Origin of the sequence: Pseudomonas sp. Lz4W (genome assembly GCF_000346225.2) — a bacterium.
GTDB classification, from domain to species: domain Bacteria; phylum Pseudomonadota; class Gammaproteobacteria; order Pseudomonadales; family Pseudomonadaceae; genus Aquipseudomonas; species Aquipseudomonas paraversuta.
In genome coordinates this window covers 1423538-1437477 of sequence record NZ_CP017432.1, presented here as the reverse complement: position 1 = coordinate 1437477, position 13940 = coordinate 1423538, and the positions used below count along the sequence as shown (strand labels likewise).

Sequence of the window (13940 nt, the reverse complement as noted above, 5' to 3'; positions counted from 1 at the left end):
GCGGTCAGGAGTAGCGCAGCGCGTGGGCCGGCTGGATTTTCGCTGCGCGATACGCAGGGTACAGCGTCGCCAGAAAACTCAGCAAAAAGCCTGCACCGCAGATCAACGCCACATCGCCACCTTGCAGCTCTGATGGCAGGTTGCTGACGAAGTACACGTCGGAGCTGAATATGTGCTGCCCGGAAACCCGTTCCATCCAGCCCACCAGCTCGCTGACATTCAGCGCCGCAATCACACCCAATACGCCGCCAATCAAGGTACCGACAATACCGATCACCGTGCCCTGGACCATGAAAATGGCCATGATCTGACGCGGGGTGGCGCCGATGGTGCGCAAGATGGCGATATCGGCCCCCTTGTCGTTCACCACCATGATCAAGGTGGCGATGATGTTGAACGCAGCCACGGCCACGATCATCAGCAACAACAGGCCGATCATGGTTTTTTCCATCTTCATGGCGCTGAACAGGCTGCCCTGGGTGTGGGTCCAGTCATCCGCCCGGTAACCGTCGCCCAGGCTGCCCGCCACCTGCTTCGACACCTGGGGCGCCGCGTACAGATCCTTCACCGCCAGGCGCACGCTTTGCACCTGATTCGGCTGCCAGTGCTGCATGGCAGCGGCATCGGCAACGTGGATCAGGCCCATGGAGCCATCCAGCTCGGCCCCGACCTTGAAGATACCGACCACATTCAAGCGCTGGAGGCGCGGGGTAATTCCCCCCGGTGCGGTGCTGGCCTCGGGGACGATCAAGGTGATTCTGTCACCGATACCCAGGCGAAACCGTCGTGCGGTAATGTCACCCAGCACCACGCCAAACTCGCCGGGCTTCAGGTCTTCTAGCCGGCCCTGCACGATGTGCTGGGCAACGATCGAAACCTGGCCTTCCAGCGCCGGATCAACCCCGCTGACCTGAATCGGCTGCATCGAGCCCTTGTAGGACAACATGCCATCCATCTCGGTAAACGGCACAGCGGCCGTGACCTCGGGATTCTTCATCGCCGCTTCGGCCACCGGGCGCCAGTCATCAATGGGCTTTACGCCGACGATGGTCGCGTGGGGCACCATACCGAGAATGCGGTTGCTCATTTCACGCTGAAAACCGTTCATCACCGACAACACCACAATCATCGCCAGTACGCCCAGGGCGAGACCGATCATCGAAGTCATGGAGATAAACGAAACAAATCGGTTGCGGCGCTTGGCACGGGTATAGCGCGTGCCGATAAAAATCGATAACGGTCTGAACATTCGCGGGCACCGTATAAAAATAAAAGACCCGGCGCCGGAATACGGCGCCGGGCTTGGCGATTACATCGCGCTCAGACGACCTTCCTGAAGGTGCAATACGCGATCCATCTGGCGGGCCAGGTTCATGTCATGGGTCACCACCAGGAACGCTGTGCGCATCGAGGTGCTGAGCTCCAGCATCAAGTCCTGAATGCCCTGGGCGGTGTGCGAATCGAGGTTGCCGGTGGGCTCGTCGAGCATCACCAGCCCCGGGTTGTTCACCAGTGCACGGGCAATCGCCACGCGCTGGCGCTCGCCACCCGACAGTTCTGCCGGCTTGTGCTCCAGGCGATGGCCCAGGCCAACCCGGGTCAGCAACGCAGTTGCACGCTCACGCGCCTCGGGGATCGGGGTTTTACCGATCAGCAATGGCATGCAGACGTTTTCCAGCGCGGTGAATTCGGCCAGCAGGTGGTGAAACTGGTAAACGAAGCCCAGCGAGCGGTTACGCAACAGGCCGCGGGCCTTTTCGCCCAGTGCCGACAGCTCTTCGCCTGCCAGCCACACGCTGCCCGAAGACGGGGTATCGAGGCCGCCGAGCAAATTGAGCAAGGTACTTTTGCCCGAACCCGAGGTCCCGACAATCGCCACGCGCTCGCCCGGGTGCAGCTCCAGCTGCAGGCCGGACAACACCACCACCGACTCCGGGCCTTCCTCGTAGCTCTTGCCCAGGTCGCGGCAACTCAACACTGCTTGTTCTTTCATGCCCAACTCACTCATAACGAAGCGCCTGCGCAGGCTGGGTGCGCGCAGCACGCCAGGCCGGGTACAAGGTCGCGAGGAAACTCAGAACCAATGCCGCGCCACACACCATCAACACATCCTGCGCCTGCAATTGCGACGGCAGGTAGTCGATAAAGTACACGTCGGCGTTGAGAAACTTGTGCCCGATCAAGCCTTCAAGGGCCGAGATCGCAGCACTCACATTGAGTGCCGCCAACATGCCGAGCACGGCGCCGATGGCGGTCCCGACCACACCGATAACGGTGCCCTGGACCATAAAGATGGCCATGATGGTGCCGGGCGTGGCGCCCAGGGTGCGCAAAATAGCGATGTCGCCTTTCTTGTCATTGACCACCATCACCAGGGTGGAAATGATGTTGAAGGCGGCCACGGCGACAATCAGCAGCAACAGCAAACCGATCATGGCTTTTTCCATGCGGATTGCCTGATACAGATTGCCATGGGTGCGGGTCCAGTCGCGGGCGTAATACTGGCTCTCGCCCAGCTGCTGGGCGATTTCCCATGCCGTACGCGGCGCCTGGAACAGGTCGTCAAACTTGAGACGCAACCCCTGTACCTGATCAGGCTTCCAGCGTTGCAAACGCGCCAGATCCTGCAGGTTGGTCACGCCCAGGTAGCCGTCAATTTCACCCGCGCCGACATGGAAAATGCCCTGCACGGTGAAACGCTTCATGCGTGGAAACATCCCGGCCGGGGTCACGGTGACTTCCGGCGCAACAAAGGTCAGCTTGTCACCGATGGCAACCCCGAGCTTCCTGGCCGCCTTGTCACCAATGATGATGCCGAAGCTGCCCGGGGTCAGCGAGTCGAGCTGTCCTTCGAGCATGAACTTGTCAATGATCGATACCTTGCGTTCCTGCACCGGATCGATGGCATTGAGCATTACTTTCTGCACATTGCCGTCATGGGTCAGCAGCCCCTGCATCTGGGTGAACGGCGCTACCGCCTCCACCTTGGGGTTCTGCCGGACTTTGGCGGCCAGGCTTTGCCAGTCGCTGATCGGTTGATCACCAACGATGGTCGCGTGGGGCACCATGCCCAGCACGCGGGTGCGCATCTCATGATCGAAGCCGTTCATCACCGAGAGCACCACAATCATTACGACCACGCCGAGGGCGAGTCCGATCATTGAAGTCAGAGAAATGAACGACACAAAATGATTGCGGCGCTTTGCACGGGTATAACGCGTGCCGATAAATACGAAGAGAGGTCTGAACATGTCGGGGCTTGTTCGAGGGAAAAGAAGACGTCCTTGTGGCGGGGCCTGATAAGCAGCTTTACACTCAGACCACAGCCGCCATCACGGGTTCGCCATGTCGACATTAAATGACGCAGATCGCCGCGAATACTACCGTATCGAAGATCTGATCGCACTGGAAATAACCCCGTTAAGGGCCTCCGAAGCCGCTACCAGCGAAGTGTTGCAAGATGCGTCTCCACTGTTCAATTTACTCAGTGAGCTGCACCTTAGCGAATTCGAGTCCCAGCACCTGCTGCGCCAGATCAGCGAGCGCGACCGCACTGTTTCCAGCTACCTGAAAACCCTTAACAAACGCGTCGATCTGCTGAGCCAGATCGTGGCGCAAACCGTGCTGGGCCAAATCGGCGAGCTACAGCCGGTGACGCTGTCCGAAGGCGGAATCGAGTTTCATCACCCGCACCCCTACCCGACCGACAGCCACCTTGCAGTCAAACTGGTACTGATGCCACAAGCCCTGGGGCTGCTGCTGCGGGCCCGCGTCGTGCGATGCCTGGCGCAGGACGGCGGCTACAGCATCGACACCGAATTTGAATCCCTTAACGACACCCAACGTCAGTTGTTAGCGCGCCACATTTTGCAAAAACAGGCACAAGCACGCCGCCTGGCCCGCGAACAACACGAATCCGCGCCCGAATGAATACTCAGGCGCTACCTACCAAGGAGCAATTGTGACTCTGATTTACGGCCATCGCGGCGCCAAAGGCGAAGCACCTGAAAACACTCTTGCCAGCTTTGAGCAATGTCTCAAACACGGCGTACGTCGCTGCGAACTTGATCTGCACCTGTCCAAAGACGGCGAGCTGATGGTGATCCACGACTCGACCCTCAAGCGCACCACCGACCGCCGCGGCAAGGTCAGTGAACATACCGCAGCGGATCTGGCGACCTATGACGCGCGCAAAGGCGGCCCCGGCTGGATGCAGCCATGCCCGATCCCGCGTCTTGAAGAGCTGTTCGAGAAATGCAACTTCGAGCACTGGCAGCTGGAAGTCAAAAGCGCATCCCGCACCCGGGCTGCAAGCACGGTACTGGCCATTCGTGAAATGGCGGTGCGCCACGGCATCATGGACAAGGTCACCGTCACCTCAAGCTCCCGTGAGGTGCTCAAGGCCGCGCTGGAGCTGACCCCGGACCTGTCCCGCGGACTGGTAGCCGAATACGCCTGGCTCGACCCGATCAAGGTCGCGCAAGGTTATGGCTGTGACATGCTGGCGCTGAACTGGACGCTATGCACCCCCGAGCGCCTTGAGAAAGCACAACAGCAGGGTTTGCATGTATCGGTGTGGACGGTCAACGAGCCTGCACTAATGCGCAGGCTCGCCGACTTCGGCGTAGATAGCCTGATTACAGACTTTCCCGGTTTGGCCACTGCCACCCTCGGGAAAAGCTGAAATCGGTCTCCCCGGCCGGCTCAGGCCACCGGCCGGAGCCGCTCAAAAAAGCCGGTTAAGGCCATCGTAAGCGGCTACCCGATAGGCTTCGGCCATGGTCGGGTAGTTGAACGTGGTATTGACGAAATACTTCAGGGTATTGAGCTCGCCCGGCTGGTTCATGATCGCCTGACCGATGTGCACGATCTCTGATGCCTGGTAGCCAAAGCAGTGAACGCCCAGCACTTGCAGGGTTTCACGGTGGAACAGGATTTTCAGCATGCCCTGGGGCTCGCCGGCAATCTGTGCCCGCGCCATGCTCTTGAAGAACGCCTTGCCCACTTCATACGGCACTTTGGCCTGGGTCAGCTCCTGCTCGTTCTTGCCGATCGAGCTGATCTCCGGAATCGTGTAAATACCGGTTGGCACGTCGTTCACGAAACGCCAGCTGCCGTTATCCACAATACTGCCAGCGGCGGAGCGGCCCTGGTCATGGGCAGCACTGGCCAGGCTTGGCCAGCCAATCACGTCACCGGCACCATAGATATTGGGCACTGTGGTGCGATAGTTTTCATCGACACTGATCTGGCCGCGGCCATTGACCTTGATCCCGATGTTTTCCAGACCCAGCTGATCGGTGTTGCCGGTACGCCCGTTGCACCAGAGCAAGGCATCTGCCTTGATCTTTTTGCCGGACTTGAGGTGCAGAATCACGCCGTTTTCGACGCCTTCAACCCGCTCGTATTCTTCGTTGTGGCGAACCGTGATGTTGTTGTTGCTGAAGTGGTAGCTCAGCGCCTGCGAGATCTCGGAGTCGAGGAAACTGAGCAATTGCTCACGGTTGTCCACCAGCTCGATCAATACCCCCAGACCGCTGAAGATCGACGCGTATTCGCAGCCGATCACCCCGGCGCCGTAAACAATCAGCTTACGCGGGGTATGTCCCAGGCTGAGGATGGTGTCGCTATCGTAGATACGCGAGTGAGAGAAATCGATATCGGCCGGGCGATACGGACGCGAGCCGGTGGCGATAATGATTTGCTTGGCCATCAGGGTTTCGACGACACCGTTGCTGCACACCACTTCAATGGTTTGCTCATCGGTGAAGCTGCCGGTACCGAAGAACAGGTCTACGCGATTGCGCGCATAGAAGCCGGTACGCGATGCCACTTGTTTGGAGATGACTTTTTCGGCGCTTTTCAGTACGTCCGGAAACGAGAACCAGCGCGGCTCACCAATGGCCCGGAACATCGGGTTGGTGTTGAACTGCATGATCTGGCGAACCGAGTGACGCAAGGCTTTGGAAGGGATAGTGCCCAAGTGCGTGCAGTTGCCGCCCACCTGGCGCCGGCTATCGACCATCGCCACTTTGCGTCCCGCTTTTGCGGCGTTCATTGCCGCACCTTCTCCCGCCGGGCCGGAACCCAGTACCACTACGTCGTAGTTGTAGACAGCCATGCGTACTCCTCAGAACAGGCCGCGGCCCCCATTTGGGCACCTGCGGCTAAATCATGTCGCGGCCAGCGGCATGAAGGATCAAAACGTGGGGCACAGTCTATAGAAGCCTGAAGGCCACGAACATTAACCCTTGGTCTGGTCGAAAACTATTTTTGTCCGCGGCGCATCGTTCAGACGCGCGCCCCCCTGCAGGAGCTAGCCTGCTGGCGGGCTCTTCAAGATCAAATGCTCGCGAGCAAGCTCGCTCCTGCACAGATCTTCGTCATGCTTTCACAAAACTGGCATAACCTTTAACCACCCATCGATCAGGATTGCGTCCATGCGCCAGCTGTTGATCGCCCTGGTGCTGACTTTTAGCGCCGCAGCCCTCGCCGATGAATCCGCGCAGCTCAAACAAGCCGGCTTTGCCGCACAGTGGCAGGGAGGCTCGCAGCCCATGGAGCGCAGGGGCCAGATCGTACTGACGTATCTGTGGGCCGACATCTATGCCGCAGCACTGTTCACCCGGCCCGGCCTCACCCCGCAACAAGCGTTCGATGAACAGCGCGCCATGCGCCTGGAACTGTTCTATCTGCGCGACCTCGATCACAGCGATGTAACCCGGGCTTCTGCAGCCATTCTCAAACGCCAGCAGCCGGCAGCCACCCTCGCCCGCCTGGAACAACCGCTGAAACAACTGCAGGCCAGCTTTGGCCATATCAAACGGGGCGATCGCTACGCCCTGGACTATGACCCGCAACGCGGCCTGAACCTTGAACGCAATGGCAAAGTCATCTTCAACAGCCCTGACCCGGAGCTGGCCAAGGTCTATCTCGGCATCTGGCTCGGCCCGGACGGACTTCCTGAAAAGCTGCGCCAGACCCTGCTGGCGCATACCCCCTGAGCCATCCTGTAGTTGCAACTGCAGTTGCCTACAGCAACGGATACACATATCGTTACAAAACTGTTTTGCACAACGGCACAAGCCTTGATCTTGCAGTGTGGACGAGTAAAAAACATGGATTACGCATAAAACAGATAACAGCGGGTGATTTCTGATGGGCTCCAGTACGGGCAAAGGCAAGGCGATTTTTCGCGTTGTCAGCGGTAACTTTCTCGAGATGTTCGACTTCATGGTCTTTGGCTTCTACGCCACGGCCATTGCCAAAACCTTCTTTCCGTCCGACAGCGCCTTCGCTTCATTAATGCTTGCCCTGGCTACTTTTGGCGCAGGCTTCCTGATGCGCCCGCTGGGTGCAATCTTTCTCGGCGCCTACATCGACCGTCACGGTCGACGCAAAGGCCTGATCATTACCCTCGCCCTGATGGCCATGGGCACAGTGCTGATTGCCTGTGTGCCGGGTTATGCCACCCTGGGTGTCGCAGCCCCGTTACTGGTGTTGCTGGGGCGCTTGCTGCAAGGTTTTTCAGCGGGCGTGGAACTGGGCGGCGTTTCGGTGTACCTGGCGGAAATCGCTACCCCGGGTCGCAAAGGCTTCTTCGTTAGCTGGCAATCGGCTAGCCAGCAAGCGGCAGTGGTGTTCGCCGGCCTGCTCGGAGTTGGCCTCAACCACTGGCTGAGCCCGGAAGACATGGGTGACTGGGGCTGGCGCATCCCGTTCCTGATCGGCTGCATGATCGTGCCGGTGATCTTTGTCATCCGTAAATCGATGGAAGAAACCCCTGAGTTCGAAGCCCGAACGCATCACCCTACCCTGCGTGAAATAGTTCGTTCCATCGGTCAGAACTTCGGACTGGTGCTGGGCGGCATGGCCCTGGTGGTGATGACCACCGTGTCGTTCTACCTGATCACCGCCTACACCCCGACCTTCGGCAAGTCAGAACTGCACCTGTCGGATTTCGATGCCCTGTTGGTGACGGTGTGCATTGGCCTGTCGAACTTCTTCTGGCTGCCGGTGATGGGCGCACTGTCCGACAAGGTAGGACGTAAACCGCTGCTGCTGGGCGCGACCCTCCTGGCGATCCTGACTGCTTATCCGGCGCTGTCCTGGCTGGTGGCCAACCCGAGCTTCAGCCATCTGCTGATCGTCGAGTTGTGGTTGTCGTTCCTGTATGGCTCGTACAACGGCGCCATGGTGGTGGCCCTTACCGAAATAATGCCGGTCGAGGTGCGCACCACAGGCTTCTCCCTGGCTTATAGCCTGGCCACTGCGACCTTTGGCGGCTTTACTCCGGCGGCTTGCACCTACCTGATCCACGTGTTGGACAACAAGGCAGCACCGGGCCTGTGGCTGACAGGCGCAGCGGTACTGGGCCTGATTGCCACCGTAGTGCTGTTCCGCGGCAATAAACACGAACTGCGCACCGCTCAAGCCGCAATCCCGGCTAACAGCTAAAACCATGTAGGAGCGAACTCGCCTCGCGATGTTTTGATCTTCTAAAAGATCGCGAGACAAGCTCGCTCCTACTGGCCTGGCGACTGCACCGGGCCTGATTGCCACCGTAGTGCTGTTCCGCGGCAATAAACACGAACTGCGCACCGCTCAAGCCGCAATCCCGGCTAACAGCTAAAACCATGTAGGAGCGAGCTCGCCTCGCGATGTTTTTGACAATTTTACAGCGCACACAAAAACGCCCCGAACCAGTCGGGGCGTTTTCAGTTGCGGCGGTTGCTTAGCGCGGGAACGCTGGCGGGTTGACCCCGGCCATGTCTTCCATCACGCGAACTACCTGGCAGCTGTAACCGAATTCGTTGTCGTACCACACGTACAGAACAACGCGGTTGTCATTGCAGATAGTCGCTTCAGCATCGACCACACCGGCGTGACGCGAACCTACGAAGTCAGTGGAAACCACTTCCTGGGAGTTCACGTAGTCGATTTGCTTGTGCAGATCGGAGTGCAGCGCCATGTAGCGCAGGTACTCGTTCATTTCTTCACGGGTAGCCGGCTTCTCAAGGTTCAGGTTGAGGATGGCCATCGAAACGTTTGGCGTCGGAACGCGGATCGCGTTACCGGTCAGCTTGCCGGCCAGCTCGGGCAGAGCCTTGGCAGCAGCGGTGGCAGCGCCGGTTTCGGTGATAACCATGTTCAGCGCGGCGCTACGGCCACGGCGGTCGCCCTTGTGGAAGTTGTCGATCAGGTTCTGGTCGTTGGTGTACGAGTGAACCGTTTCAACGTGACCGTTGACGATGCCGAACTTGTCGTTGACAGCCTTGAGCACCGGCACGATGGCGTTGGTGGTGCAGGATGCCGCCGAAACGATCTTGTCGTCTGCGGTGATTTCGCCGTGGTTGATACCGTGAACGATGTTTTTCAGCTTGCCTTTGCCCGGTGCGGTCAACACCACACGGTCAATGCCAGGGCAAGCCAGGTGCTGGCCAAGGCCTTCGGCGTCACGCCATACACCGGTGTTGTCCACCAGCAATGCGTTCTGAATGCCGTACTGGGTGTAGTCCACTTCAGTCGGGTTCTTCGCGTAGATCACCTGGATCAGGTTGCCGTTGGCGGTGATGGTGTTGTTGACTTCATCAATAACGATGGTGCCATCGAACGGACCATGTACCGAGTCACGACGCAGCAAGCTTGCACGCTTGACCAGATCGTTTTCGGCGCCTTTGCGCACAACGATGGCACGCAGACGCAGACCGTCGCCACCACCGGTTTTTTCGATCAGGATGCGCGCCAGCAGACGGCCGATACGACCGAAGCCGTACAGCACAACGTCAGTGCCTTTGCGGGCAGAAGCATTTTGCTGACCCACTACATCGGCCAGTTCTTCGCGCACGAACTGCTCGGCAGTACGGCCATTGGCTTCGGCCTTGAATTTAACGGCCAGCTTGCCCAGGTCTACCGAAGCAGCACCGAGCTTGAGCTCGCTCATTGCTTTAAGCAGAGGGAAAGTTTCGTGTACGGACAATTCGCTGTCATCGGACTGGCGATGACGGGCAAAGCGATGAGCTTTGAGAATCGCGATGACTGAACGGTTGATCAGGCTGCGGCCATAGATCGAACTCACCACATTGTTATTGCGGTAGAGCTGACCGATTAGCGGGATCATCGCTTCTGCGAGTGCTTCACGGTCGATCCATTCACCAAGACACTGGTCGGGCTTCTGAGTCACGGGAACCTTCCACATGTAGGGGCTGAAAAAAGGGGCTACATTATGCAGTTGCGCCCCTGCCTGGGCAATGCACGCCTGTCACACGCCCGAACTGAAACGTTTAAGCCCCAGCAAATAAAGGTAAAAAAATTTATAACACCCTGGTTTTCATGGGTTTTCAGCCCTTGATCCTCCCCCGTGACAGCCCCATGTCCGGTATCACGTACAGAATTCACCCCCCCTTTAAAGACTGCAACTGACAGCCAGCCCCTTGGCCCGTTACAATTGCCGACTTTGTCGCAACGCTTGGAGCTCAACCTTCCGTGCCCGTCCTGCGTCTACCGAAACTCCCTGCCACTGCAGGTAAACAGCACTGGGGCAATCTGCCCGGTGCCGCCCTGAGCCTCGCAATCGCCGAAGCTGCCAGCGCCGCCCAGCGCTTCACCCTGCTCCTGACCGCCGACAGCCAAAGCGCCGAACGCCTGGAGCAGGAATTGAGGTTTTTCGCGCCCGAGTTGCCGGTGCTGCATTTTCCCGACTGGGAAACCCTGCCCTACGATCTGTTCTCGCCGCACCAGGACATCATTTCCCAGCGCATCGCCAGCCTGTACCGGCTGCCGGAACTGAGTCATGGCGTTTTGGTAGTGCCGATCACCACCGCCCTACATCGCCTGGCTCCGACCCGGTTTTTGCTGGGTAGCAGCCTGGTGCTGGATATTGGCCAGAAGCTGGACGTCGAGCAAATGCGCACCCGGCTTGAGGCCAGCGGTTATCGCTGCGTCGACACGGTGTACGAACACGGCGAGTTCGCGGTACGTGGTGCCTTGATCGACCTGTTCCCGATGGGCAGCAAACTGCCCTACCGGATTGACCTGTTCGACGACGAAATCGAAACCCTGCGCACTTTCGATCCGGAAACCCAGCGCTCCATCGACAAGGTCGAATCGGTACGCTTGCTGCCGGCCCGGGAGTTTCCGCTGCAAAAAGATGCTGTAACCCGGTTCAAGGCGCGCTTTCGCGAACGCTTCGATGTGGATTTCCGCCGTTGCCCGATCTTTCAGGACCTGAGCAGCGGGATCACCCCGGCCGGTATCGAGTACTACCTGCCGCTGTTTTTCGATGAAACCTCGACCCTGTTCGACTACTTGCCGGGGGATACGCAAGTGTTCTCGCTGCCCGGTATCGAGCAGGCCGCGGAGAATTTCTGGTCTGACGTGCGCAACCGCTACGAAGAACGCCGCATCGACCCGTCCCGCCCGTTGCTGCCCCCTGCCGAGCTGTTCCTGCCGGTGGACGACTGCTTCGCCCGGCTGAAAAACTGGCCACGGGTAGTCGCCAGCCAGGACGACGTAGATACCGGCAGCAGCCGCGAGCGCTTCCCGGCCCGGCCGTTGCCGAATCTGGCGATAGAAGCCAAGGCCAATCAGCCACTGGCGGCATTGTCCGGCTTTCTAGAGCAGTTTGATGGCCGCGTGCTGTTTACCGCCGAATCTGCCGGTCGCCGCGAAGTGCTGCTCGAACTGCTGGAACGTCTGAAACTTCGCCCGAAAACCGTCGAAAACTGGCCCGACTTCGTCGCCAGCAAACACCGCCTGGCCATTACCATTGCGCCGCTGGATGAAGGCCTGCTGCTGGACGACCCGGCCCTGGCCCTGATCGCCGAAAGTCCATTGTTCGGGCAACGGGTGATGCAGCGTCGCCGTCGGGAAAAACGCGCCGACGCCAACAACGATGCAGTGATCAAAAACCTCACCGAACTGCGCGAAGGCGCACCGGTGGTGCATATCGACCACGGGGTCGGCCGCTATCAAGGGCTGGCGACGCTGGAAGTCGACAATCAGGTGGCCGAGTTTCTGACCCTGGAATACGCCGAGGGCGCCAAGCTCTACGTGCCTGTTGCCAACCTGCACCTGATCGCCCGCTACACCGGCAGCGACGATGAACTGGCACCGCTGCATCGTCTGGGCTCGGAAACCTGGCAAAAAGCCAAGCGCAAAGCCGCCGAGCAGGTCCGTGACGTGGCTGCCGAGCTGCTGGACATCTATGCCCGCCGGGCTGCCCGTGAAGGCCATGCGTTTGCCGATCCGAAGGCCGATTACGCAACTTTCAGCGCCGGCTTCCCGTTCGAGGAAACCCCGGACCAGCAAACCACCATCGAAGCCGTGCGTGCCGACATGTTGTCGCCCAAGCCAATGGACCGGCTGGTGTGTGGCGATGTGGGCTTCGGCAAAACCGAAGTGGCCATGCGCGCCGCCTTCATTGCCGTGCATGGCGGCCGTCAGGTGGCGATTCTGGTGCCCACCACCCTGCTCGCCCAGCAGCACTACAACAGCTTCCGCGACCGCTTCGCCGACTGGCCGGTAACGGTAGAGGTAATGAGCCGCTTCAAATCGGCCAAAGAAATCAACGCCGCCGTGGCCCAACTGGCCGAAGGCAAGATCGACATCGTGATCGGCACCCACAAGCTGCTGCAGGACGACGTCAAAATCAAAAACCTCGGCCTGGTGATCATCGACGAAGAGCACCGCTTCGGGGTACGCCAGAAAGAACAGCTCAAGGCCCTGCGCAGCGAGGTCGACATTCTGACCCTCACCGCAACGCCAATCCCGCGCACCTTGAACATGGCCGTGTCCGGCATGCGCGACCTGTCGATCATTGCCACCCCGCCTGCCCGCCGCCTGTCGGTGCGCACCTTTGTCATGGAGCAGAACAACAGCACCGTCAAAGAGGCGTTGTTGCGTGAACTGTTACGCGGTGGCCAGGTTTACTACCTGCACAACGATGTCAAAACCATCGAGAAATGCGCCGCCGAACTGGCAGAGCTGGTGCCAGAAGCACGGATCGGTATCGGCCACGGGCAAATGCGCGAGCGCGAACTCGAACAGGTGATGAGCGACTTCTATCACAAACGTTTCAACGTGCTGATCGCCTCGACCATCATCGAGACCGGCATCGACGTGCCGAGCGCCAACACCATCATCATCGAGCGCGCCGACAAGTTCGGCCTGGCTCAGTTGCACCAGTTGCGCGGCCGGGTTGGACGCAGCCACCACCAGGCTTACGCCTACCTGCTGACACCCCCGCGCCAGCAAATTACCGGCGACGCGCAAAAGCGTCTGGAAGCCATCGCCAATACCCAGGACCTGGGGGCCGGCTTTGTGCTGGCCACCAATGACCTGGAAATCCGTGGTGCAGGCGAACTGCTCGGTGACGGCCAAAGCGGCCAGATCCAGGCCGTCGGCTTTACCCTGTACATGGAAATGCTCGAGCGCGCGGTGAAGTCGATCCGCAAGGGCGAACAGCCCAACCTCGACCAGCCCCTGGGCGGCGGGCCGGAAATCAACCTGCGGGTACCGGCGCTGATTCCTGAAGCCTATCTCCCGGATGTGCACACCCGGCTGATCCTCTACAAACGCATTGCCAATGCCAGCGACGAAGACGGTCTCAAGGATTTGCAGGTCGAGATGATCGACCGCTTTGGCCTGCTGCCCGAGCCAAGCAAAAATCTGGTGCGCATTACCCTGCTCAAATTGCAGGCCGAACAATTGGGTATCAAAAAAGTCGATGCCGGCCCCCAGGGCGGACGCATCGAGTTTGCCGCGGACACCCCGGTTGACCCGCTGGTGCTGATCAAGCTGATTCAAGGCCAGCCCAACCGTTACAAATTCGAAGGCGCCACCGTGTTCAAATTCATGGTGCCGATGGAACGTGCCGAAGAACGCTTCAACACTATTGAGGCGCTGTTTGAGCGCCTGACACCGAAGTCGCCCTGAATGAA

10 protein-coding genes are annotated in these 13940 nt (G+C 59.4%); 5 read left to right on the top strand and 5 right to left on the bottom strand.

The features are described from left to right. Positions 1-4 precede the first annotated feature (4 nt). Genes B195_RS06925 through B195_RS06915 form a run of 3 tightly spaced genes read right to left on the bottom strand, consistent with a single transcriptional unit; the run spans position 5 to position 3251 of the window. On the bottom strand, positions 5-1249 hold the full coding sequence (locus B195_RS06925) for a lipoprotein-releasing ABC transporter permease subunit (protein ID WP_003446651.1): 1245 nt from the start codon (positions 1247-1249) through the stop codon (positions 5-7). Between the two features lie 60 nt (positions 1250-1309). Beyond that, positions 1310-1993: a lipoprotein-releasing ABC transporter ATP-binding protein LolD gene (lolD, locus tag B195_RS06920; RefSeq protein WP_165439647.1), complete on the bottom strand. Its 684-nt coding sequence runs from the start codon at positions 1991-1993 to the stop codon at positions 1310-1312. Between the two features lie 7 nt (positions 1994-2000). After that, a complete protein-coding gene (locus B195_RS06915) occupies positions 2001-3251 on the bottom strand; it encodes a lipoprotein-releasing ABC transporter permease subunit (RefSeq protein ID WP_003446647.1) in 1251 nt (416 codons plus the stop codon). Between the two features lie 94 nt (positions 3252-3345). On the opposite strand from B195_RS06915, the gene B195_RS06910 reads away from it, so the two are divergent. Beyond that, positions 3346-3930 (top strand): PilZ domain-containing protein, encoded by a 585-nt coding sequence (locus B195_RS06910; RefSeq protein ID WP_003446645.1) that lies wholly within the window; start codon positions 3346-3348, stop codon positions 3928-3930. A gap of 31 nt (positions 3931-3961) precedes the next feature. Then, positions 3962-4684: a glycerophosphodiester phosphodiesterase gene (locus B195_RS06905; protein ID WP_003446642.1), complete on the top strand. Its 723-nt coding sequence runs from the start codon at positions 3962-3964 to the stop codon at positions 4682-4684. A gap of 42 nt (positions 4685-4726) precedes the next feature. Here the strand turns inward: B195_RS06905 and sthA are convergent, their stop codons facing one another. Continuing rightward, positions 4727-6121, bottom strand: a complete 1395-nt coding sequence (sthA, locus tag B195_RS06900; RefSeq protein ID WP_003446640.1) for a Si-specific NAD(P)(+) transhydrogenase — start codon at positions 6119-6121, stop codon at positions 4727-4729. Positions 6122-6440: 319 nt separating this feature from the next. On the opposite strand from sthA, the gene B195_RS06895 reads away from it, so the two are divergent. Both B195_RS06895 and B195_RS06890 read left to right on the top strand, forming a co-directional pair. Then, a complete protein-coding gene (locus B195_RS06895; protein ID WP_003446638.1) occupies positions 6441-7004 on the top strand; it encodes a chalcone isomerase family protein in 564 nt (187 codons plus the stop codon). 154 nt (positions 7005-7158) lie between these two features. Continuing rightward, positions 7159-8457: an MFS transporter gene (locus B195_RS06890; RefSeq protein WP_003446635.1), complete on the top strand. Its 1299-nt coding sequence runs from the start codon at positions 7159-7161 to the stop codon at positions 8455-8457. 277 nt (positions 8458-8734) lie between these two features. Here the strand turns inward: B195_RS06890 and B195_RS06885 are convergent, their stop codons facing one another. After that, positions 8735-10198: a glyceraldehyde-3-phosphate dehydrogenase gene (locus B195_RS06885; RefSeq protein WP_029612746.1), complete on the bottom strand. Its 1464-nt coding sequence runs from the start codon at positions 10196-10198 to the stop codon at positions 8735-8737. 287 nt (positions 10199-10485) lie between these two features. Here B195_RS06885 and mfd point away from each other — a divergent pair, with 287 nt between their 5' ends. Beyond that, a complete protein-coding gene (gene mfd, locus B195_RS06880; protein ID WP_003446631.1) occupies positions 10486-13935 on the top strand; it encodes a transcription-repair coupling factor in 3450 nt (1149 codons plus the stop codon). Positions 13936-13940 lie beyond the last annotated feature (5 nt).